We start from the raw sequence: 21,185 nt of genomic DNA on the forward strand, positions 1-21,185 counted from the left end.
TGCGTCCGGCAGGTACTACGGGGTTCCGAGACGGGACTACCTGTTCAGCCGTCCATTCCGTGCCGCTTTGGGGCTCTCTCCGGCCCACCGGGCAGAGCGCTTACGTCCCTGCCAGTCAGTGTCGCTGTTCTGGGAAGTCGCCCGCCTGGGGTAAGGTGAATCTCGTTGTTCCGTGGGACGGGTTGCAGGATTCCGGCCCGTCTCTCTGCGGCTGTAGCTCAATGGTAGAGCGCTAGCTTCCCAAGCTTGATACGCGGGTTCGATTCCCGTCAGCCGCTCCAGTTCGTCGCACGCTCTGGTCCGCAGCCCTGCCGCGCCGGAGCCGGTTAGGTGTGTACCTGTATCGTCAGAAGTCAGGAACCTTTCCGGTTCCGCTACAGGAGCAATCATGGCTGACAAATCCCCCCGTCAAGCAGCATCCAAAAAATCCGCCAAGTCCATCAAGGAAAAGCGCGCTGATAAAAGGGCCGCCTCCGCGCCGCCCAGCTCCCTGGACAAAGTGACCGCCGCCAAGACGGCGAGCCCCAAAAAGAAGTGACCGGTTCCCCGAACCACCTCACCCTCGGCGTCATCGCAGCCACGCGCAAGCCGGACGAACGCCGCCTTCCCATCCACCCCCGCCACTTCGAACGCATCGCCCCGGAGCTCAGGCAGCACCTGATTCTGGAAGCGGGCTACGGGGAGCGTTTTGGCGTCCCGGACGCCCAGCTGGCCGGTCTTGTGGGCCGGATCGCGCCGCGGGCGCAGCTGCTGGCCGAGGCCGACGTCGTGCTGTTGCCCAAGCCGCAGCCGGCGGACCTCGCCGAACTGCGCGACGGTCAGGTCCTCTGGGGCTGGCCTCATTGCGTCCAGGACGCGGCGATCACTCAGCTGGCGATCGACAAGAAGCTCACGCTCATCGCGTTCGAGGCGATGAACCACTGGGCCAGCGACGGCGGCTTCGGCCTGCACGTCTTCCACAAGAACAATGAGCTGGCCGGTTACTGTTCGGTGCTGCATGCCCTGTCCCTGACCGGTACCACCGGGGATTACGGCCGTCGGCTGAGTGCGGTCGTGATCGGTTTCGGTGCCACGGCCCGCGGCGCAGTGACCGCCTTGAACGCCCACGGCGTCCACGATGTGCAGGTCCTGACCAACCGCGGTGTCGCGGCGGTGGGCTCCCCCATCCACTCGGTGCGGATCGCACAGTTCGACCACGACAACGAGGCGCCGTTCCTGAGCGAAGTCATCACCGAACGGGGCCGGGTGCCGCTCGCGCCGTTCCTGGCGGAGAGCGACATCGTCGTCAACTGCACCCTGCAGGACCCCAACGCGCCGCTGACATACCTGCGCACCGAGGATCTGGACGCCTTCCGGCCCGGCAGCCTGATCGTGGACGTGTCCTGCGACGAGGGCATGGGGTTCAGCTGGGCGAAGACCACCACCTTCGCCGACCCCATGTTCAAGGTGGGTGACCACATCGACTACTATGCGGTGGATCACAGCCCGTCCTACCTGTGGAACTCCGCCAGCTCGGAGATCAGCGAGGCGCTGCTGCCGTTCCTGGAGACGGTGATTTCCGGGCCGGCAGCCTGGGACGGCAACGAGACCATCCGCCGCGCCATCGAGATCCGCGACGGCGTGGTGCTCAACCCGGATGTCCTGGAGTTCCAGCAGCGGCAGCCGGGCTACCCGCACCTCCCGCTGGCCGGCTAGCGGTTTCGCACCCCGTCCGGTTTTCCGCGGCGTTTCCGGACAGCCGCTGCGCCGATCGGCGGAGCGGCTGTCCGTTGTCGGGGCGGAAAACTGTATCCGGCGCCGAAAGCTAGGCCCGGACGATCCGCAGCAGGCGCCGCCGGTCCCTCAGGTCCACCTTGAGTGTGAGCTCGCCACGCCTGGCCAGTACGACGGCGATCACCGCCGCGGCGAGCGCCGGCACGCCGCCGGAGACGAGGATCGCCGTGTGGGGATCCAGGTGCTCTGCCAGGAATCCCATCAGCGGGCCGCCGATGGCCTGCCCGCCGATCAGCACCATGATGTACAGGCTCATGACCCGGCCACGGATCCCGAGGTTGGCGCTGACCTGGACCAGCTGGTTGGCTGCAGTGAGGAACATCAGGCACCAGAAACCCGCCAGCACCATGGCTGCCCCGAACCAGGCCACCGAGGGCGCGCCGGCGGCAAGGCAGAGCATCAGCCCGTAGATTCCGGCGCCCAGCACGACCGAGCGCAGCCGGAGCTGCCTCCGCCGCGCGGAGGTGATGGCCCCGGCGAGCGCGCCGAGCGCCACCAGGGCGTTGAGCAGGCCGTAGCCGCCCGCTCCGGCGCCGTACACGTGGTCGGCGAAGGCCGCCAGCAGCACCGGCAGGCTCATCGCGAACACCGCGACGAAGCCGGCCATCAGCCAGGGCCAGTAGATCGTGGGTTTGGCCAGGGCGTAGCGCAGCCCCTCCCTGAGCATGCCCTTGCGTTTGGCGGCCGGCGCCGTGAGATGCAGCTCGTCCTTGCGCAGGACCAGGAGCATGGCCAGCGTGGAACAGCAGGCCAGCGCGTTGGCGGCGAACGCCCAGCCCGCCCCCACCGCGCTGAGCAGGATGCCAGCGACGGCCGGTCCGATCAGGCCGCCGGGCTGGAAGATCGTGGAGTTCACGCTGATGGCGTTCCGCAGGTAGGCCGGCCCCACGAGTTCGTTCACGAAGACCTGACGGGCCGGCTGGTCCAGCACCGTGACCAGGCCCAGCGTCAGGGCGATCGCGTACACGTGCCAGACCTCGATCCGCTGCGAGAGAGCCAGGGCCGCGAGGCCCGCGGCCAGGACCGCTGCCGCCCCTTGGCACAGCATCAGGATCCTCCGCTTGGCGAAACGGTCCGCCATCATGCCGCCCCACGGGCCGAGAAGAAGCGAGGGCAGGAACTGCAGCGCCACCGTGACGCCGACGGCGGTGACGGAGCCGGAGAGCTGGAGCACCAGCCAGTCCTGGGCAATGCGCTGCATCCACAGCGCCACCACCGCGACGAAGTGCCCGGCCGCGAAGATCCGGAAGTTACGGACCCTAAGCGAGATGAAGGTGTGCCGCCAAGGCAGCCGCTCACTGACGACGCCGATCGGCTCGGTAACGGGTTGCTGGCAGTCCTGCCGGAGTGGCTCCTGCTGCGTTTCGGTTGCCTGGAGGGGCGGAGGGGGTGGCACGGGGGGGTCCTCAGGAAGGGGTTTACGGGGCTTGCCTTAACGCTAAGCTGGCGCCAATCGATAATGGAAGGTTATTCTGCGCATAACTAGCATCACGAAATGCAATGGACGGGAGCCGGAATGAAGCGAGTGCGGGATGCACTGACCGGGGACGGCCATGTTTGAACCCGCCCAGCTCCGCTCTTTCCTGGCGGTGGCAGAGACGCTCAGCTTCACGCGGGCGGCGGAACGCCTCGGACTGGCGCAGCCGACCGTCAGCCAGCACGTGAGGAAACTGGAAGCGGCGGCCAGGCGAACCTTGTTCACCCGCGACACCCGCGATGTGCGCCTGACGGACAACGGCGACGCCATGGCCGGTTTCGCACGCAGTATCCTCGCCGCCCATGATTCCGCCGCCCGCTATTTTTCCGGCTCGGCCATGCGCGGCCGGCTGCGCTTCGGCACAGCGGACGACCTTGCCATCACCGGACTCCCCCGGATCCTGCGCGAGTTCCGGCAGATCTACCCGCAGATCAACCTCGAGCTCACGGTGGGCCAAAGCGACCAGCTCTACAAGCGGCTCAACGCCGGCCAGCTGGACCTCGTCTTCGTCAAGTGGGTGGCCGGTGCCAAGGAAGGCACCGTGGTGCAGCAGGATTCCTTTTCCTGGGTGGGCCTCGAGCAGACCGTGCTGGACCCGGGCGACCCGGTGCCGCTGATCGCCTACCCCGCACCCAGCCTGAGCCGGAAACTGGCCATCGACGCCCTCGAAGCCAGCGGCCGGACCTGGCGCATCACCTGCACTACCCGGCAGATCAGCGGCGTGCTTGCCGCCGTTCGGGCCGGAATCGGCGTCGCCGTGATGCCGTCCTCGTTGGTCCCGGAGGACCTGAAAGTCATCACCCGGCGTTTCGAGCTGCCTGCGGTGGGCGATGTCGACTTCACCCTGATCCGCAATCCGCTGGCCAACACCGAGGTGATTGAGGCCCTCACCCAGACCATCGTCGGCCGGGCCCTGAACCGCTCGTCCTGAACGCGTACCCGTGTACCTACTGGGTCGGGCCCGGTACCTACCCGCAAAATACTCGATCGGACGGGGTCATTACGCGCCCATTGAACACGGGTGGTACTTGCCCTATCCTGACCTTGTTGAAGGTCAAGCAGAGGCCCGCCACCACTATTCGATAAACGAACGCCAGTGATTGTTGCTGCCCTGCGGCAAGGTCACCCGGCGTTCGGGATAGGCCAGCAATGACGCCAGCCATAAACCGACCCCATCCAGCGATCCGGTCCGCCCGCTTGTTGAAGGCCTCCCGGCCACTCGCGGCATCGGCCCGACTCGAGAGCGTGCCGCACCCCGGCCTCGGCCGTCTCGATCCGCATCCCGCCCCCGCACGGAGTGACGACGACTTCGTCGGCATCCCCTACTGCGAACGCTGCGGGACGGACGAGTTCGTCTACCTGGAGACGTTCGTTCCGGCCAAGCACCGCCGGGACGGGACCGTCAGCAGGCTGGGCGAGGTCACGTACTTCTGCTCGGGATGCGAAGACTTCTCCGCGCACGCCGTTCCGGCGTCCTGGGCGCCGCCGGGCTGGTATCTCGGCTGAGAGCCGCGCCACCCACCGCACCCCCCCCACGAACGGCAATCGCCGCCGTGCCCGCTCTCGATAAGTGCGGTCCGGCGGCGATGCTGTCTACCCGGACACTGCTTCGGCCGTGCCGGTGAATCCCGGGCACGGCCGAAGCTTGGCAGATCTGAAGCAGCTAGATCAGGCCGTCCGAGAGGTGGTTGGCGGTGCCGAAGCGGTGTGCCGTGATGCTGACGGCCTGCTCATGCAGGAACGGCAACAGTTCCACGCGCCCGGCCTCCGTGACCGGGTGGGAGTAAACGGCCAGGTCGGGCCGGCCACCGGTGGCCTCTGCCAGCGCCTTCGCGTCCCCGCCGATCAGGCGGATCCGCGTCGCGGACAGCTTCGCGGCTCCGGCGAGCCGGGCTGCCGAAGCCAGCCAGTCGGCGTCGTCCTCCACGGTGGTCGCGATCCCCAGGCCGGACAGCACGGCGCGCAGCTGCGCGGGCAGTTCGACGGCGCTGGACACCGCGAGCTTCGATCCCGCCTGGACGCCGGCGGCAACGACCCGGACCAGTTCGCCGAGCGGTTTCCCGGCGGCGAGCCGCACCGTGACCGGCAGCGGGCGGTAGCGGAAGACGTTGCGTTCGGCGCTCAGCCCGGAGACGTCCTTGGCGGTGCCGAACTCCTCGGCCCAGGCCTGGGCGTCGGAGGCCAGCGAGCGCTGCAGCGGGGCCAGCTCTTCGGCAGTCAGGAATCCCTTGGCCGCGTCCTCGATCCGGCGCACGCCGGAGTGCAGCGGCGCCGGGGCCGACCCGGCGCCGGCGGCGGTGCTGGGCTTGCTGACCCATTCGCCGAGCCCTGCGAGGTAGTTGGGACCTCCGGCCTTGGTGCCCGCGCCAACGGCGGACTTCTTCCAGCCGCCGAAGGGCTGGCGCTGGACGATCGCGCCGGTGATGCCGCGGTTGACGTAGAGGTTTCCCGCCTGGACGGTGTCCAGCCAGAGTGCCAGTTCATCCGAGTCGAGCGAGTGCAGGCCCGAGGTCAGGCCGTACTCGATCTGGTTCTGGATCGCGATCGCCTCCTCCAGGGTCGCGGCCGTCATGACGCCGAGGACCGGCCCGAAGAACTCGGTGAGGTGGAAGTAGGACCCGCGCCGGACGCCGTGCCGCACGCCGGGGCTCCAAAGCCTGCCGGATTCGTCCAGCTGCTTCGGTTCCACCGCCCAGGCCTCGCCCTCGCCGAGGGTGGTCAGCGCGTTGAGCAGTTTGCCGCCGGCCGGTTCGATGATCGGGCCCATCTGGCTGGCCGGATCCTCGGGGTAGCCCACCTTGAGCGAGGTGACGGCGTCGATCAGCTGGTTGTGGAACCGCTTGGATGTGGCGACGGAGCCCACCAGGATCACCAGCGAGGCGGCGGAGCACTTCTGGCCGGCGTGGCCGAAGGCGGAGTATGCAACGTCCTTCGCCGCCAGGTCCAGATCGGCGCTGGGGGTGACAATGATGGCGTTCTTGCCGCTGGTTTCGGCCAGTAGCGGCAGGTCCTTGCGGAAGGAGCGGAACAGTTCGGCAGTCTCGTAGCCGCCGGTCAGGATGACGCGGTCCACGGCGGGATGGGAGATCAGCTGCCGCCCCAGCTCACGCTCGCCCAGCTGCACCATGGTGAGCACGTCCCGGGGTACCCCGGCTTCCCAGAGCGCCTCGATCATCACGGCGCCGCTGCGCCTGGCCTGCTTGGCGGGCTTGATCACGACGGCGGAGCCGGCGGCGAGCGCCGCGAGGGTGGAACCGGCCGGGATGGCCACCGGGAAATTCCACGGCGGGGTCACCACGGTGAGCTTGGCCGGCACGAAGGTGGCGCCGTCGACGTCGTCGAGCTTGCGGGCCGATTCGGCGTAGTAGTGCGCGAAGTCGACAGCCTCGCTGACCTCGGGATCGCCCTGGTCGATGGTCTTGCCGGTTTCGCTGGCCATCACCTCGAGGAGGTCGGCGCGGCGGGCCTCGAGGACGTCGCCGGCGCGGTGCAGGATCGCGGCACGCTCGGCGCCGGAGAGCGCGCCCCAGGCCTTGCCCTTCTCCACGGCAGTGTCGATGACGGCGTTGAGGGTTGCCTCATCGTCGATGGTGGCTGCCTCGACCGCGGCGTTGCCCAGGGTGGACGTCGCTACGCGGCCCAGGATGGCACGGCCCCAGTCGCGGTTGGCCGGCAGTGACGGATCGGTGTCCGGGGTGTTCTCGAAGGAATCGTGCGGCATCGGCGCGGCCGGGAGGGCGCGGTTCTGCCGGCGGTTCGGCGCCGGGACCTCGTCGTCGAGCTTGGCGAGGGAGGCGAGGAAGCGCTGCTTCTCGCGCTCGAACAGGGATTCGTTCTCGCTGAGTTCAAAAACGGCGGACATGAAGTTGTCCTGGCTCGCACCCTCTTCGAGCCGGCGGATCAGGTAGGCGATCGCGACGTCGAACTCCGCGGGGTGGACTACCGGGGTGTAGAGCAGGAGCGAGCCGACGTCCTTCTTGACGGCTTCGGCCTGGCCCTGCGCCATGCCAAGCAGCATCTCGAACTCGATGCCCTGCTGTGCGGCATCCGCGATGCCGCGCTGCTTGGCCAGTAGCCAGGCAAAGGCGATGTCGAAGAGGTTGTGGCCGGCGACGCCGATCCGGATGTTGCGGATCCGGTCCGGGTGCAGCGCGTAGTTGATGACACGCTTGTAGTTGGTGTCCGAGTCCTGTTTGGTGCCCCAGGTGGCGAGCGGCCAGTCGTGCAGCGAGGCTTCGACCTGTTCCATCGGCAGGTTGGCGCCCTTGACCACGCGGACCTTGATGGCGGCGCCTCCGTCGGCGCGGCGGGCCGCGGCCCAGTCCTGCAGGCGGATCATCGCGGCGAGGGCATCCGGGAGGTAGGCCTGCAGCACGATCCCTGCCTCGAGGTCCTTGAACTCCGGCTTGTCCAGGATCCGGGTGAAGACCGCGATGGTCAGGTCGAGGTCCTTGTACTCCTCCATGTCCAAGTTTATGAACTTGGCCTTCTGCCCGCCGCTGGCAAACGACGCGGCGCGGGCGAAGAGCGGGGTGAGCTTGTCGACGACGTGCTCTACCGCCTCGTCGAAAGCCCAGGCGGAGTGCGGGGCCACGGTGGAGGAAACCTTGATCGAGACGTAGTCCACGTCCGGCCGGGCGAGCAGGGTGTGCGTGCCTTCGAGCCGGCGGGATGCCTCGTGTTCGCCGAGCACGGCCTCGCCCAGCAGGTTGACGTTCAGCTTGATGCCGTCCTTTCGGATCTTCGCAATCGCGGGGCCCAGCTTGGCGTCGGTGGCGTCGACGATGAGGTGCCCGACCATTTCACGCAGCACGCGGCGGGCAATCGGGATGACCACCTGCGGCAGTGCCGGGGCCACGGCGCCGCCAACGCGGACGGCGCTGCGCATGTACCAGGGCAGGAAGGCCGGGACCTTCGGGGCGAGGGCTGCGAGATTGCGGGCGGCAACCTGCAGATCCTCGGGGCGCACGACGCCGTCGACGAATCCAACGGTGAAGTCCAGGCCGTTCGGGTCCTTCAACACGCCGGCGAGCTGCGCGGCGGAGGCGTCGACGGGGACCTGGGCCGCCGCGGTGAGCCAGCGGCGGACCAGCGAGATGGCCTCCTCGGCGAGGGCTGCCGCCTCGAGCACGGGCGAGCCTTCCGAGACGGCGGCGTGGGCGGCGTCGTTGCCGGCGGCGTCGCCGGTCGTGAGGCCGGATTCCGTTGAGGTGTTGGTCATGGTGGCACTCGTTCTTTCTCAGGGTATGGGCGTTCTTGAAATCAGTATGCGACCGGATTTCCATAAGATAAAGCGATGTTTTCTAAGCGATACTCGTTAGGAAAATCGCACATTCGAGTGGCCCTCCCTCACCTCCGGCACCTACCGGGACGACGCTCCCTCAGTCCCTGCCCCGAAACGGCGAACCCTCTCCCACAGGGTGAGAGAGGGTTCGCAGAAAATGGGCCGGACCTGAGGGAGCGTCCGGATGATGGTCGCAGGAAGTGAGGGAGCGTGGGCTGCTAGCCGACGTGGCGGTGCAGCTCCACGGCTTCTTCGTGCCGCGGGCTGTCCGGGTTCATCAGCGAGTTCTTGCGGCCATAACCGAAGTAAATGGCCAGCCCCACGACCAGCCAGACGCCGAAACGGACCCAGGTCTCCCAGTGCAGCTGGAACATCAGGAACGCGGAGGCGAGCATGCCGAAGAGCGGAACCACCGGCATAAACGGCAGCCGGAAGGTGCGCGGCGCGTCTGGCTTCTTGTAGCGGAAGATGATCACGGAGAGGCAGACGACGACGAACGCGGCCAGGATGCCGATGTTCGTCAGGTCCGCGACGGCCTTGATCGGGAAGATGCCGGCCAGCACCGCCGAGGCCACGCCAGCGATCCAGGTGACCCGCTGCGGGGTGCCGTGGCGGTCGGTCTTGGCGAACCAGCCCGGCAGCAGCCCGTCGCGGCTCATCGAGAACCAGACGCGGGTAACGCCCAGCAGGAAGGTCAGCATGACCGTCAGGATGGACAGCACGGCGAAGACGGAGATGATCGTGGCGATCACCGGCAGGCCCACCCCGTTGAAGGCGGAGGCGAAGCCGGCCTTGGGATCGATGTCCTGGTAGTTCTGCATGCCGGTCAGCACCAGCGTTGCGGCGACGTACAGGAGCATGGCCACGATCAGGGACAGGATGATCGCCTTCGGCATGTGCTTCTTGCCGTCCGTGGCCTCCTCCGCCGCGGTACTCATCGCGTCATAGCCAAACACGGCAAAGAACACGGTCGCTGAGCCGGCCAACACCGGGCCGAAGCCGCTGGGCATAAACGGGTTGTAGTTGTTGGTGTCGATATAGAAGATGCCCAGCCCGATGATGAACAGGATCAGGACCACCTTGATGGCGACGGCCACGAGCTCGAATCGCCCGAACGTCCTGGTACCGCGGGAGAGGATCCAGGTCACGAGCAGGCAGACGGCAATGGCGGGGATGTTGACGACACCGCCCTTGCCTTCATCGAACGTCGAGGTCATCCAGGCGGGCATGTGGACGCCGATTCCGGAGAGGAACGCATCGAAGTAACCGGAAATGCCGATGGCCACCACGGCAACGATGGCGATGTATTCCAGCAGCAGGTCCCAGCCGATGAACCAGCCAATCACCTCCCCCAGCGCCACGTAACCGTAGGTGTAGGCCGAGCCGGCCCGGGGGATCATGCCCGCGAACTCGGCGTAGGACAGGGCGGCGGCCGCGGACGCCAGGCCGGCGATCAGGAAGGAGAACAACACGGCGGGGCCGACGCCGGGCTCGCTCTCGCTTCCGTGGGCCACCAGCCCGGCCAGTGAGAAGATGCCGACGCCGATAATGCCGCCGACGCCGATGGCCGTCAGCTGCCACAGGCCCAGGCTCTTGAAAAGGCCGCTGTGCTTGTTTTCTTCCTCGATGTCATCGATGGGCTTGCGCCGCATGATCGACTTGGTTAAATCTCTGGTGCTCATCAGGGTCTCCTGCTCAGAAGTGGCGCCCATCAATCCACCCTGTGATGGGGGTTACTCGGTGACAACAGTATGCAAGCCGGATTGCATTAGATAAAGTGAATTCTCCTAATCAATAAGCATTAGAATTCACAAAGGAATAGCGATGCTCGACGTCCGGCGGCTGCGCCTGTTGCGCGAACTCAAAATCCGGGGCACGCTCGCCGAGGTCGCCGAGGCGCTGCAGTACAGTCCTTCATCCGTCTCCCAGCAGCTGGCCCTGCTGGAAAAGGAAGCCGGCGTCGAACTCCTGCGGAAGACCGGACGGCGGGTGCAGCTCACTCCCCAGGCCGAAGTGCTGGTGGCCCATACTGCCCAACTGCTGGAAACACTGGAGCAGGCGGAGGCCGACCTCGCGGCCTCATTGACCACCGTGACCGGAACGGTGCGGATCGCCGTTTTCCAGTCCGCGGCGCTGGCCCTGATGCCCGACGCCCTGACCCGGATGTCCTCCAGCTACCCGGAGGTCCGGATCGAAATGATCCAGCGGGAGCCCGAAACGGCCCTCCATGAGACCTGGGCGCGGGACTTTGACCTGGTCATCGCTGAACAGTATCCCGGCCACGCGGCGCCCCGCTACGCCGAGCTGGACCGGCTCCGCCTCACTGGCGATGCGATCCGCCTGGCGGTCCCGCCCGCGTCCCCGGACCGTCCCGCCGTCATGACCCTCGCCGACACCGCAGGGCTGGCCTGGGTGATGGAGCCCCGGGGTGCGGCGTCCCGGCACTGGGCCGAGCAGGCCTGCCGCAGTGCCGGCTTCGAGCCGGATGTTCGTTTTGAGACCGCCGACCTGCAGGCGCAGATTCGGCTGATCGAGTCGGGCAACGCGGTGGCGCTGATGCCGGACCTGGTCTGGACGGGCCGGGGCACCACGGCGCAGCTGATCGATCTCCCGGGCGACCCCCACCGCACCGTCTTCACGTCCGTGCGCCGTTCCAGCGCCAAGCGCCCGGCCATCGTCGCGGCCCGCGAAATCCTGGCCGAGACCGCAGCGTCCATCGCTCCCGCGGCCTGAAGTCCAACCGCCGTCGCCGGTGTTTTCTGGCTCACAGCGCAGCTCCGACGCCGGCGCTAGACTATTTACGTTATGAATCGAACAATGTTCAAGTCCAAAATCCACCGCGCCACGGTTACCCACGCGGACCTTCACTATGTCGGCTCGGTCACCGTGGACCTGGATCTGCTCGAGGCCGCCGACATCCTGCCCGGTGAACTGGTGGCCATTGTCGACGTCACCAACGGGGCACGGCTTGAGACGTACACCATCGCCGGCGAGCGCGGATCCGGTGTCATTGGCATCAACGGCGCGGCCGCGCACCTGATGCACGAAAACGACATCGTCATCCTGATTACCTACGCCCAGATGACCACGGAAGAGGCCAAGTCCTACACTCCCAAGGTGGTCCACGTGGACAAGGACAACAAGGTGGTCCAGATCGGGAGCGACCCGGCAGAGGGTCACACGGCCGGTCTCCTCCGGCCGCCGCACGCGCTGAACAACGCTACGCTGAACTGACCCATTGCTGCCGCGCCGCCGCCGGCGGCCGTGGACCGAACATGTCGTCCCGCTGCCCGCCTGAGGGCGCAACGCAAAAATCTGATTATTGTGGGACGGTGTCCGTTATCCTTCCCCCGCCCGTGCTGCCCCGGACAACCGCGTGCTAGGCGTTCTGGCCGGTTTTTTCGTCGTCTGGTGCATCATCCTGGTCGGTATGTTCGTCGGCCGGCGAAACATTCTGGGCGACAACGCCCGCTCCGTCCTCAGCGCGCTGACGTTCTTCGTGGCCAGCCCGGCCCTGCTGTTCGAGACGCTCAGCAAAGCCAGGCTCAGCGACGTCTTTGCCGCACCGTTGCTTGTGACCGCGGTCGGCGCCATCACCACGGCTGCCCTCTACTTCGGCGTGGTGCGGCTCCTGCTCAAACGCCCGCTGCCGGAAGCCCTGGTCTCCGCCATGAGCGCTTCGTTGGCCAACTCCGCCAACCTGGGTATTCCGATCGCCGTGTTCGTCCTGGGCGACGCCAGCTACGTGGCACCCCTGCTGATCTTCCAACTGGCCTTCTTCACCCCGTTGTTCCTCATGGTCCTGGACGCCACCACCAGCGCCCACCGGACAACGCCGCTCAGCTTTGTCCTGATGATCCTTCGGAACCCGATGATCGTGGGCTCCGGGCTCGGGCTGCTGGTGGCCGGGACGGGCTGGCAGGTTCCCGAATTGGTACTACAGCCCATCCACCTGATCGGCGGCGCGGCGATCCCGGCCATGCTGCTGTCCTTCGGCATGAGCCTGAACGGTTCCCGCCCGCTGCACGCTTCGGCCCAACGCCGGACCGACACCTTGCTGGCCTGCGCCTTCAAGCTCATCGTGCACCCGACGCTGGCGTACCTCTTCGCCCGGTTCGCACTGGGCCTGCAGGACCAGGCACTCTTCGCCGTCGTCGTCACGTCCGCGTTGCCCACTGCGCAGAACGTCTTTGTGGTGGCCAACCGCTACCGGACCGGACTGACCGTCGCCAAGGACACCGTACTGATCACCACCGTGGTCGCCGTCCCCGCGATGATCGGAGTGGCCCTGCTCCTCGCCTGAGAACGGGGGTGGCTTGAGAGCGGTGCGACGCCGACGGACGGCGGGTCCGGGCGCTCCTCAGCCCGCGGCGGTCGCCACGGAGATGCTGTAAGGCGGCAGTGTGATGGTGGCGTGTCTGTCCGGGGCGATCGTGCTGCTCACCGGCGGATCATTGGGGTCCGGGTGTCCACCGTTGCCCCTGCCATGGGATGGGTTCCACTTGTATTGCTCAGCGGAGTACTGGTCCAGGTCGAGCTTGCCTTCGACCGGTTGGGACGTGCCGCCGCCTTTCTGCATCAGCCGGACCGTGATGGCCCGCTGAGGGTCCTTGTTGAACAGGATCACGCTGAGCTTGCCGTCGGGGCGGCGGAGCGTATAGGCGGTGACCAGATCCTGGCCTTTGGCGTTTCGCACATCGCTGGTGGTGTTGTACATCGTGTGGCTGCCGGTGCCGGCTTCCAGCCAGGTGTGGTTCACCAGCCTGGCGGCCTGGTATCCGGCCACGGGCCGGATTCTCCATTCGTCGTAGAACTGGAAAATCATCAGGTTGCCCCGGGTGTCGCATTTCTCGCCCACCTCGTCCTGGAAGACCCAGTTCGGCTCTATTCCGTAAAAGTAGCTGGTCTCTCCGCCCATCGCCAGGAACATAGCGGCCGTTTCCGCGTTGACCATGGCGCCGGGCAACTCCAGCTCCACCTGTCCAACGAACGAGGAATAGCCGTACTCGGTGATGACTTTGGGCACCTCGGCCGGCAGGCCGGCGTCCGCCTGGCGTTTGAGGAGCTGCCTCAGCAGCTCCGGGTTCTGGGGCAGGGTCCCGGCGGGATTGGCGCAGACGTCGTCGAAGGGGTACCACTCGAAGGAAAAGAAATCGAAGTCCGCCATCGCCCCCCGGTGACGCAGGTAGGAGACGAACCGGCCGGTCCAGGACCGGACCCCCTTGTCGTCCGGCCAGTGCACCCAGTCCGGCAGCGTGGTCTGGTAGCCCGGGCCCCCGAACTCCAGCGACGGGTCCACGGCCTTCATGGCGGCGGCCATCTGCACGTATAGGGCCCCGTAGTGCTCCGGTTGGGCTAGCTGCCCGTCGGGTTCCTCGCCGATCTCAATCCGTTGGATGGGGTAGCCGCGCTTGCCGAGGTAGCGGGCCAGGGCGGCGGCGTCGTCGGGCGTTCCGTACAGGGCGGGAACGGGGACCATCATCGGCTCGCCTTTGGTAATACCGCTGGCGAAAAGACGCTCAAAGCTGGCGTGCTCATAGTCCTTGTCGATGTCGTCCTTGCTGTGCCACGGGTCCGTCGACGAGGTCCACATGACCGTTTGCCGATGCGACTTCCGGTGCCGGACGTGGTCGACGAAGTCCCCGGCCTGCTGCTGCCCGATGTACAGTTCGCGCACGGCGACCCCGAGCCTGTCGCGGATGTCGCGGGATCCGGCGGGCGCGGTGTTCGAGTCCGCCGTGAAGAGGATGCGCACGTACTGGGCGTTGACCGGCTTGGGCGCGATCCGAACCGTCTGGGATCCCCCGGTCCCCCGCTGCGCGGCCTGCGGAAAGTCCCGCCAGATGCCGTTGTCAACAGGAAAGCGAGCATCCCGGCCGCTCCAGTACTGCACCTTGAAGCGGGTGGCGTACGGCGCCCCCCAGTCAAAGCGGACCGTGTCCATTGGCAGAGCCTGCGGGAACTCGGCCATGATCCACTGCGGATGGAGGCCGTCGGGTTCGCCGGTGAAGTGGGAATCCAGGTAGGGGTTGGACTTCCAGAATGTCTCGACGTCGCCGTCGTTGAGGCGCGAGTGGCCGCTGTTCTTTCCTTGATCGATGGTGTTGCCGCGTCGGGGAAGGCGGTAGCCGTAGGAGACGCCATAGTCTTCCACGGGTTCGGAGGAAGATGTCCAGTATCCCTGTTGCTTGTCCGGCTGGCTCCACGTCCCCCGGGGGTTCCAGTGCCATGCCTTGACGCCCAGCTCGGTGCGCAGGCGGTAACTCACCGGGCCGAACCCGGCCGACTTCATGGCTTCAACGTTCCTGGCCGACCAGACCCGGTCGATTTCGTTTTCTTCGAGCCCGTCGACTCCGACACCCATGGCACGGTGGCCGTCGAACTTGTTCACCGCGTTGTCCGTCTCGATGCTGATGATGCCGTCGGCGTGCGGGAGCGGACCCGGCGGCGCACCGCGCAACGCGACGGTCGAACCCAGCCAGATGCCCAGGGCCGCGAGGCCCGCGACGGACATCAGGACCACGCGCCGGGAGGGTCGAAGGGCCGGTCTTTTCCGCTCAGCATGAGATGTCATGAGATCCTCTGGTCCGCAGTAGTCCGTGCAGGGCATGGGAACTAAACTGGGCGGCTCTGAGCCAGCCACCCGCAACGGCAACGCCGTCGAGACGATCAAGTCCCAGTGTGCCGGGCCAAGCCGTAAATTTCTACGGCCCGGAGGGCCCCAATTTGCTCCGCTAACGCGCCTCCCCAGCGCCGTGCCGCGCAGGGGCAGGGCCGGGCCGCCGGGGACGGCGTGGCAGGACGGCCCGGGCCGCCGCAGGCCTTAAGCTGGTAAAGGCCACAGAACGGGTCCCGAAACCAGGCAGGCAATGGGGGAACATTTGCTCAAGAAGGGCTCGCGCCGCGGCGCCGTCGATTGGATTGCCTGCGGCGTTGCCGGACTCATGCTGGCGGCTTCCACCGCTTGCGCCGTCCCGGTTGGCACGGGAATGGCGAGGCCGCCCTCGGGCACTGCCGGCGCCACCACAGCGCCCCCCACTGCCGCCTCCGGCGCGGCGGCCGCCAACACTGCGACTGCCGCCGCCAAAACTTCGGCTCCGGCCTCCGGGCAGACCGCCGTCGCGCACACGGCCCTCAACGTGCTGGCCACCCTTCCGGTCAAGGGCAGGGCGCCCAAGACCGGCTATTCCCGTGACCAGTTTGGCCAGGCCTGGGCCGACGTCGACCGCAACGGCTGCGATACCCGCAACGACATGCTGCGCCGCGACCTGACGGCGGAGGCGCTCAAGCCGGGGACCCGGGGCTGCGTGGTGCTTTCCGGAGCCCTGAAGGACCCCTACACCGGGAAGCCCATCAGTTTCCTTCGAGGAGCGAGCACCAGCAGCGCCGTCCAGATTGACCATGTTGTGGCGCTCAGCGACGCCTGGCAGAAGGGCGCGCAGCGGCTAAGCCCGGCGCGGCGGCTCGCCTTCGCCAACGATCCGCTCAACCTCCTGGCGGTGGACGGCCCGGCGAACCTGCAAAAGAGCGACGGCGACGCCGCCACCTGGTTGCCGCCGAACAAGTCCTACCGCTGCGCCTACGTGGCACGCCAGATCTCGGTCAAGGCCAGCTACGCACTCTGGGTCACCCCGGCCGAGCACGACGCCATGACGCGGATCCTGGCCGACTGCCCGGATGCCGTGGTCCCCGCCGGCCAGCAACCCGCCGCTCCGAGGCCGACACCCGCACCGGCGGCTCCGCCGGCCCGGAAAGCCCCGGCCGCGGTCCCCGCACCGCCGGCGCCCGCACCGGCTGCGGTGACCTACGCAAACTGCACAGCGGTGCGGGCCGCCGGTGCCGCCCCCATCCGGCAGGGGCAGCCCGGCTTCAGCAGCAAATTCGACGGCGACGGCGACGGGGTCGGCTGCGAGTAGCCGCCCTCAGGCCTCCGGTACAGGCAGGGCTCCGGGGTGAGCTGCGGGGGTGGCCCGAGCTCAGACGCGGGCGAGCCCGGCGACCTCCGCGAGGAGCTCCACCGAACGCAGCCTGTCCTCGACGCCGGCGCTCTGGTGCGCGACGATCAGCTCGTCGGCGTCGGCGTGCGCGGTGAACTCCGCCAGGTATTCCAGCACGGCGGCCGGCGTGCCAACGGCGGAGTACTTCATCATCTGTGCCATGTGCTGGCCCTGCGGCGAGTCCAGGATCATGTCCGCCTCGTCGTCGCTGAAGACGCGGCCGTTGCCGAAGAACAGCGATACCCGGGCACGCTTGGTGGCCTGGAACATCTCCTGGGCGTCGGCCGTGGAATCCGCGGCGATCACGTTGACGCCGGCGATCACGTGCGGGGCGTCCAGCTGCTCGGAGGGCCGGAATTCGCGGCGGTAGAGGGCCACAGCGTCCTGCAGGGCGTTCGGCGCGAAGTGCGAGGCGAAAGCGTACGGCAGGCCCAGTTGGGCCGCCAGCTTCGCCCCGAACAGCGAGGAACCCAGGATGTAGAGCGGGACGTTGGTGCCCTTGCCGGGGGTGGCCTCCACACCGGGAATACGGGTGGGACCGGTCAGGTAGCCCTGCAGTTCCAGGACATCCTGCGGGAAACTGTCCGCGCTCATCGGGTCGCGGCGCAGGGCCCGCATGGTGTTCTGGTCGCTGCCGGGCGCGCGGCCCAGGCCCAGGTCGATCCGCCCCGGGTGCAGGGTCTCCAGCGTGCCGAACTGCTCCGCGATGGTCAACGGCGCGTGGTTGGGCAGCATCACGCCGCCCGCTCCGAGCCGGATGCTCTTGGTGTGGGCCGCGATGTGGGCGATCAGCACACTCGTCGCGGACGAAGCGATGGACGACATGTTGTGGTGCTCGGCGTACCAGATGCGGCGGTAACCCAGCTCCTCGGCGCGCTGGGCCATGGCCACGCTTCCGGCGAAGCTTTCTGCCGCCGTCTGGCCCTTGCCGATGATTGCCAGGTCAAGGATGGAAAGCGGAACAGTCACGGAATAGCCGGCCTTTCGTAGCGGAGCATGGTTCGGGAAAATTTCATATGCCGCGCCGGACTCCGGCCGGCGTACACTGGTGCCAACGACGCCGGGGCCCGGCTTATTTCAGGGCGGCCGGAATCGCCGGCAAGACCGCCCGGCTGGAATACTCAGCACCCTTAGTGGGTTGCCGCCCTTATGAGCCACGACCACTCGCAGCATCCGGAATCATCCGCAACGATCGATTTAAAGGACCTTGGGACAGTCCACCGGCTGGGCTTCGGCGCCATGCGCATCGTCGGCGACGGTGTCTGGGGCGAACCAGCCGACCGGGACGCGGCCATCGCCGTCGTCCGGCGGGCCGTCGAATTGGGCGTCGACTTCATCGACACGGCCGACTCGTACGGGCCCAACATCAGCGAGGAAATCCTCGCACAGGCCCTACACCCCTACAAGGACGGCCTGAAGATTGCCACCAAGGTCGGCTTCACCCGTACCGGCCCCAATGAATGGGTGCCGCTGGGCCGGGCCGAATACCTGCGCCAGCAGACCGAGTTGAGCCTGCGCAAGCTCAAGGTCGAGGCCCTGGACCTCTTGCAGCTGCACCGGATCGACCCCAAGGTCGATCCGGAAGAGCAGTTCAGTGTGCTCCGTGACCTGCAGAAAGAAGGCAAGGTCAAGGCCCTTGGCCTTTCCCAGGTCAGCGTGGCGGAGCTGGAGCAGGCCAGCCGATACTTCACTGTCTCCACGGTGCAGAACCGGTACAACATGACGGACCGCAGTTCCGAGGACGTCCTTGACTACGCTGAAGAGCACGGCATCGGCTTCATCCCGTGGGCGCCCATCTCGGCGGGCGAACTCGCCCGCCCGGGAGGCCCGCTGGACGAGGCAGCCACGCGGCTGGGCGCCACCACCTCCCAGGTTGCCCTCGCCTGGCTGCTGCGCCGCTCCCCCGTCATGATGCCCATCCCGGGCACCGGGTCGGTCAAGCACCTCGAGGAGAACCTGGCCGCCGTCGGCGTCGTTCTCGATGATGCCACCTTTGCCGAACTCGAAGCCGCTCGCTAAGAAACCCACCACCCCCTCTCCCCACCCTTGGCCGGCCCTGTGGCCGGCAGAACAGGAGCACAACATGGCTAACATCCTGATGGTCGTATCCGCCGCAGATTCCCTCACCATGCGTGACGGCAGCAAGCACCCCACCGGCTACTGGGCCGAGGAGCTCGTGGTCTCGCACCAGACCCTGCTTGAGGCCGGACACAGCGTCCGGATCGCGACCCCCGCCGGCGCCAAGCCCACCGTGGATGAGGTCAGCCTCGCCGCCGAGTCCGCCGGGGGCCAGGACCGCGCCGATGGTTTCCGCCAGTACCTGGCCGAGATCGACGCCGAGCTCTCCGCCCCGCTGGTGCTGGCCGACGTCGAGCTTTCCGCGTACGACGCGATCGTGATGCCCGGCGGCCACGGCCCCATGGCCGACCTGTTCGAGGACGCGGACCTCGGCCGCCTGCTGATCGAGGCCAACAAGGCCGGAAAGATCATCGCGCCGTTCTGCCACGGTCCCGCCGGCCTGCTGAGCGCCGTCGACGACGCCGGGACGTTCGCCTTCGCGGGGCGCCGCCTCACCGTGTTCACGAACGAGGAGGAGCTCGGCGGCGGCACCGGCGAGAACACGCCATGGTTCGCCGAGGACGTGCTGAAGGAGAAAGGCTCGCTCATCGAAAACGGGGCCGCCTGGAGCTCCAACGTGGTCCGCGACGGCAACCTCATCACCGGCCAGAACCCGCAGTCCAGTGAGGACGTCGCGAAGGAAGTGCTCAAGGCCCTCGCCGAATAGCGCCGTCGGCCAAGCCGCACATAAACCTCGGCCGATGCCGGGTCCGCGCTGGCGGACCCGGCTAAGCTAGCGGCATGGCCATCAAATCCACTGCAGATAAAGTCGCCACCCTCCAGAAGGGGTACACCCTGGAAGGGCCCACGATCGAGCTGGGAGCCGCAATCGTCGACGGCGAGCTGCATAAAGAGGCCCCGGTTCGGCTGCCGCTGGCGATGATGAACCGGCACGGCCTGGTGGCCGGCGCCACCGGCACCGGCAAGACCGTTACGCTGCACATGATGGCTGAGCAGCTTTCCACCGCCGGGGTCCCGGTCTTCCTCGCAGACATCAAGGGTGACCTGTCCGGCCTCGCCACCGCCGCCGTTGGCTCGGACAAGCTGAAGGCCCGCACGGACAGCATCGGCCAGCCGTGGTCCGGCAAGTCCTTCCCCGTGGAGTTCCTCGCCCTCGGCGGCGACGGGGCCGGCATCCCGGTCCGTTCCACCATCACGTCGTTCGGCCCCATCCTGCTGTCCCGCGTGATGGAGCTCAACGAGACCCAGGAGTCCAGCCTGCAGCTGGTCTTCCACTTCGCGGACAAGAACAACCTTGAACTGATCGACCTGAAAGACCTGCGCGCGGTCATCCAGTTCCTCACCTCGACGGAGGGCAAGGACGAACTGGAGAACCTCGGCGGCCTCTCCAAGTCGACCGCCGGCGTCATCCTGCGCGAACTCATCACGCTTGAGGCGCAGGGCATGGAGAAATTCTTCGGCGAGCCGGAGTTCGACACGGCGGAACTGCTGCGGACCGCCCCCGACGGGCGCGGCGTCGTCACCTGCCTGGAACTGCCCACCCTGCAGGCCAAGCCCATGCTGTTCTCCACCTTCCTGATGTGGCTGCTCGCCGACCTGTTCGAGGACCTTCCCGAAGCCGGGGACCTGGACAAGCCGAAGCTCGTGTTCTTCCTCGACGAGGCGCACCTGCTGTTCAACGGCGCCTCCAAGGCGTTCCTGGACGCGATCACCACCACGGTCCGGTTGATCCGTTCCAAGGGCGTCGGGATCTTCTTCGTGACGCAGACGCCCAAGGACGTTCCCGCCGATGTCCTGGGCCAACTGGCCAACCGGGTCCAGCATGCCCTGCGCGCCTTCACCCCAGACGACGCCAAAGCGCTCAGGGCGACGGTGTCGACCTTCCCGATCAGCGACTACGACCTCGAAGAGACGCTGACCTCGGCCGGAATCGGCGAGGCCGTCATCACCGTTATGAACGAGAGGGGCGCGCCCACGCCGGTGGCGCTGACCCGGCTGAGGGCACCGGAGTCCGTGATGGGCCCCAGCGACGATGCGCTGATTTCCAGCACCGTGGCCGGCTCCGCCCTGCTCGCCAAGTACGGCACCGCCGTGGACAACGTCTCCGCCTTCGAGAAGCTCGCGGGCCGGGCGGCAGCACCGACCGGCCCGGCGGCCGGCTCCCCCACGGGTTCGGGATCCGGAACCGGCCTGGATCCCGACGTCGACGCTGATGCCCGCCGGATCGAGGAGGAGATCCTGGGCCGTCCCAGCAGCCGCTCCGCCACTGCGCCCGGACCGGACCGCGCCCCGCAGCCGCGCGCCCCGAAGCCGCAGGAAACCGGTGGCGGCATGGCCGGAGACCTCGCCGGGGCACTGGGCGGCGCGCTTGGCGGCGGCCTTAAGAGCATGGCCCGTTCGCTGGGTACGCAGATCGGCCGGGAGCTGCTCCGCGGCGTTTTCGGAACCTCGTCCCGGCGGCGCAGGCGCTAGCCGCACCGCCGACCGGCGCTCCCGCCAACCCGCACGCCGTGAATGGTCCGCGTCACAGCGCGCACCCTTGAGGCCGGTATTCAGCGGGCATGCAGGTAACGTA

16 protein-coding genes and 1 tRNA gene are annotated in these 21,185 nt (G+C 67.5%); 12 read left to right on the forward strand and 5 right to left on the reverse strand.

Annotated elements, in window-relative coordinates; genetic code table 11:
* Positions 1 to 207 precede the first annotated feature (207 nt).
* The 3 genes from ACUYM2_RS17200 (at position 208) to ACUYM2_RS17210 (ending at position 1,695) form a co-directional block, all read left to right on the forward strand.
* Positions 208 to 281 (forward strand) — tRNA-Gly (locus ACUYM2_RS17200).
* 107 nt (positions 282 to 388) lie between these two features.
* Entirely contained in the window at positions 389 to 538 is a 150-nt protein-coding gene (locus tag ACUYM2_RS17205) for a hypothetical protein (protein WP_481601164.1), read from the forward strand.
* Positions 535 to 1,695, forward strand: coding sequence for a N(5)-(carboxyethyl)ornithine synthase (locus tag ACUYM2_RS17210; RefSeq protein ID WP_481601165.1), 1,161 nt, complete (start codon positions 535 to 537; stop codon positions 1,693 to 1,695). The genes ACUYM2_RS17205 and ACUYM2_RS17210 overlap by 4 nt, the downstream gene beginning before the upstream one ends.
* Before the next feature lie 109 nt (positions 1,696 to 1,804).
* On the opposite strand, the gene ACUYM2_RS17215 is transcribed toward ACUYM2_RS17210, so the two are convergent.
* Positions 1,805 to 3,169, reverse strand: a complete 1,365-nt coding sequence (locus ACUYM2_RS17215; RefSeq protein WP_481601166.1) for an MFS transporter — start codon at positions 3,167 to 3,169, stop codon at positions 1,805 to 1,807.
* 157 nt (positions 3,170 to 3,326) lie between these two features.
* Between ACUYM2_RS17215 and ACUYM2_RS17220 the strand changes: the two genes are divergently transcribed.
* Together ACUYM2_RS17220 and ACUYM2_RS17225 are read left to right on the forward strand one after the other, a co-directional pair.
* Entirely contained in the window at positions 3,327 to 4,181 is an 855-nt protein-coding gene (locus ACUYM2_RS17220) for a LysR substrate-binding domain-containing protein (RefSeq protein WP_481601167.1), read from the forward strand.
* Positions 4,182 to 4,495: 314 nt separating this feature from the next.
* A complete protein-coding gene (locus ACUYM2_RS17225; RefSeq protein WP_481601168.1) occupies positions 4,496 to 4,756 on the forward strand; it encodes a hypothetical protein in 261 nt (86 codons plus the stop codon).
* A gap of 157 nt (positions 4,757 to 4,913) precedes the next feature.
* Here the strand turns inward: ACUYM2_RS17225 and ACUYM2_RS17230 are convergent, their stop codons facing one another.
* Positions 4,914 to 8,471, reverse strand: a complete 3,558-nt coding sequence (locus ACUYM2_RS17230; RefSeq protein WP_481601169.1) for a bifunctional proline dehydrogenase/L-glutamate gamma-semialdehyde dehydrogenase — start codon at positions 8,469 to 8,471, stop codon at positions 4,914 to 4,916.
* Between the two features lie 281 nt (positions 8,472 to 8,752).
* On the reverse strand, positions 8,753 to 10,216 hold the full coding sequence (locus ACUYM2_RS17235) for an amino acid permease (RefSeq protein ID WP_481601170.1): 1,464 nt from the start codon (positions 10,214 to 10,216) through the stop codon (positions 8,753 to 8,755).
* 142 nt (positions 10,217 to 10,358) lie between these two features.
* Here ACUYM2_RS17235 and ACUYM2_RS17240 point away from each other — a divergent pair, with 142 nt between their 5' ends.
* The 3 genes from ACUYM2_RS17240 (at position 10,359) to ACUYM2_RS17250 (ending at position 12,837) form a co-directional block, all read left to right on the forward strand.
* On the forward strand, positions 10,359 to 11,267 hold the full coding sequence (locus ACUYM2_RS17240; RefSeq protein ID WP_481601171.1) for a LysR substrate-binding domain-containing protein: 909 nt from the start codon (positions 10,359 to 10,361) through the stop codon (positions 11,265 to 11,267).
* A 72-nt stretch (positions 11,268 to 11,339) separates the two neighbouring features.
* Complete coding sequence (panD, locus tag ACUYM2_RS17245) at positions 11,340 to 11,768, forward strand: aspartate 1-decarboxylase (protein WP_481601172.1); 429 nt, start codon at positions 11,340 to 11,342, stop codon at positions 11,766 to 11,768.
* A gap of 142 nt (positions 11,769 to 11,910) precedes the next feature.
* Positions 11,911 to 12,837: an AEC family transporter gene (locus tag ACUYM2_RS17250; RefSeq protein WP_481601173.1), complete on the forward strand. Its 927-nt coding sequence runs from the start codon at positions 11,911 to 11,913 to the stop codon at positions 12,835 to 12,837.
* Between the two features lie 57 nt (positions 12,838 to 12,894).
* On the opposite strand, the gene ACUYM2_RS17255 is transcribed toward ACUYM2_RS17250, so the two are convergent.
* Positions 12,895 to 15,108 (reverse strand): discoidin domain-containing protein, encoded by a 2,214-nt coding sequence (locus ACUYM2_RS17255; RefSeq protein WP_481601174.1) that lies wholly within the window; start codon positions 15,106 to 15,108, stop codon positions 12,895 to 12,897.
* 295 nt (positions 15,109 to 15,403) lie between these two features.
* On the opposite strand from ACUYM2_RS17255, the gene ACUYM2_RS17260 reads away from it, so the two are divergent.
* The gene (locus ACUYM2_RS17260) at positions 15,404 to 16,450 is read left to right on the forward strand and encodes a GmrSD restriction endonuclease domain-containing protein (RefSeq protein WP_481601175.1); all 1,047 of its coding nucleotides are present in this window, start codon (positions 15,404 to 15,406) and stop codon (positions 16,448 to 16,450) included.
* Positions 16,451 to 16,510: 60 nt separating this feature from the next.
* On the opposite strand, the gene ACUYM2_RS17265 is transcribed toward ACUYM2_RS17260, so the two are convergent.
* Positions 16,511 to 17,500 carry an LLM class flavin-dependent oxidoreductase gene (locus tag ACUYM2_RS17265; protein WP_481601176.1) on the reverse strand — a complete coding sequence of 330 codons (990 nt, stop codon included), beginning with the start codon at positions 17,498 to 17,500 and terminating at the stop codon, positions 16,511 to 16,513.
* Between the two features lie 180 nt (positions 17,501 to 17,680).
* Between ACUYM2_RS17265 and ACUYM2_RS17270 the strand changes: the two genes are divergently transcribed.
* The 3 genes from ACUYM2_RS17270 to ACUYM2_RS17280 all read left to right on the forward strand — a co-directional run bounded on the left by ACUYM2_RS17270 (position 17,681) and on the right by ACUYM2_RS17280 (position 21,082).
* Positions 17,681 to 18,550, forward strand: coding sequence for an aldo/keto reductase (locus ACUYM2_RS17270; RefSeq protein WP_481601177.1), 870 nt, complete (start codon positions 17,681 to 17,683; stop codon positions 18,548 to 18,550).
* Between the two features lie 64 nt (positions 18,551 to 18,614).
* On the forward strand, positions 18,615 to 19,316 hold the full coding sequence (locus ACUYM2_RS17275; protein WP_481601178.1) for a type 1 glutamine amidotransferase domain-containing protein: 702 nt from the start codon (positions 18,615 to 18,617) through the stop codon (positions 19,314 to 19,316).
* Between the two features lie 74 nt (positions 19,317 to 19,390).
* Entirely contained in the window at positions 19,391 to 21,082 is a 1,692-nt protein-coding gene (locus tag ACUYM2_RS17280) for a helicase HerA-like domain-containing protein (protein WP_481601179.1), read from the forward strand.
* Positions 21,083 to 21,185 lie beyond the last annotated feature (103 nt).

The organism is Arthrobacter sp. SD1074B (genome assembly GCF_056780195.1).

Excerpts from the sequence above, each read along its gene's own strand:
- ACUYM2_RS17205 (WP_481601164.1), top strand. The coding sequence starts at position 389 with ATGGCTGACAAATCCCCCCGTCAAGCAGCATCCAAAAAATCCGCCAAG.
- ACUYM2_RS17220 (WP_481601167.1), top strand. The coding sequence starts at position 3,327 with ATGTTTGAACCCGCCCAGCTCCGCTCTTTCCTGGCGGTGGCAGAGACG.
- ACUYM2_RS17230 (WP_481601169.1), bottom strand. The coding sequence starts at position 8,471 with ATGACCAACACCTCAACGGAATCCGGCCTCACGACCGGCGACGCCGCC.
- ACUYM2_RS17235 (WP_481601170.1), bottom strand. The coding sequence starts at position 10,216 with ATGAGCACCAGAGATTTAACCAAGTCGATCATGCGGCGCAAGCCCATC.
- ACUYM2_RS17240 (WP_481601171.1), top strand. The coding sequence starts at position 10,359 with ATGCTCGACGTCCGGCGGCTGCGCCTGTTGCGCGAACTCAAAATCCGG.
- panD (WP_481601172.1), top strand. The coding sequence starts at position 11,340 with ATGAATCGAACAATGTTCAAGTCCAAAATCCACCGCGCCACGGTTACC.
- ACUYM2_RS17255 (WP_481601174.1), bottom strand. The coding sequence starts at position 15,108 with ATGACATCTCATGCTGAGCGGAAAAGACCGGCCCTTCGACCCTCCCGG.
- ACUYM2_RS17260 (WP_481601175.1), top strand. The coding sequence starts at position 15,404 with ATGGGGGAACATTTGCTCAAGAAGGGCTCGCGCCGCGGCGCCGTCGAT.
- ACUYM2_RS17270 (WP_481601177.1), top strand. The coding sequence starts at position 17,681 with ATGAGCCACGACCACTCGCAGCATCCGGAATCATCCGCAACGATCGAT.
- ACUYM2_RS17275 (WP_481601178.1), top strand. The coding sequence starts at position 18,615 with ATGGCTAACATCCTGATGGTCGTATCCGCCGCAGATTCCCTCACCATG.
- ACUYM2_RS17280 (WP_481601179.1), top strand. The coding sequence starts at position 19,391 with ATGGCCATCAAATCCACTGCAGATAAAGTCGCCACCCTCCAGAAGGGG.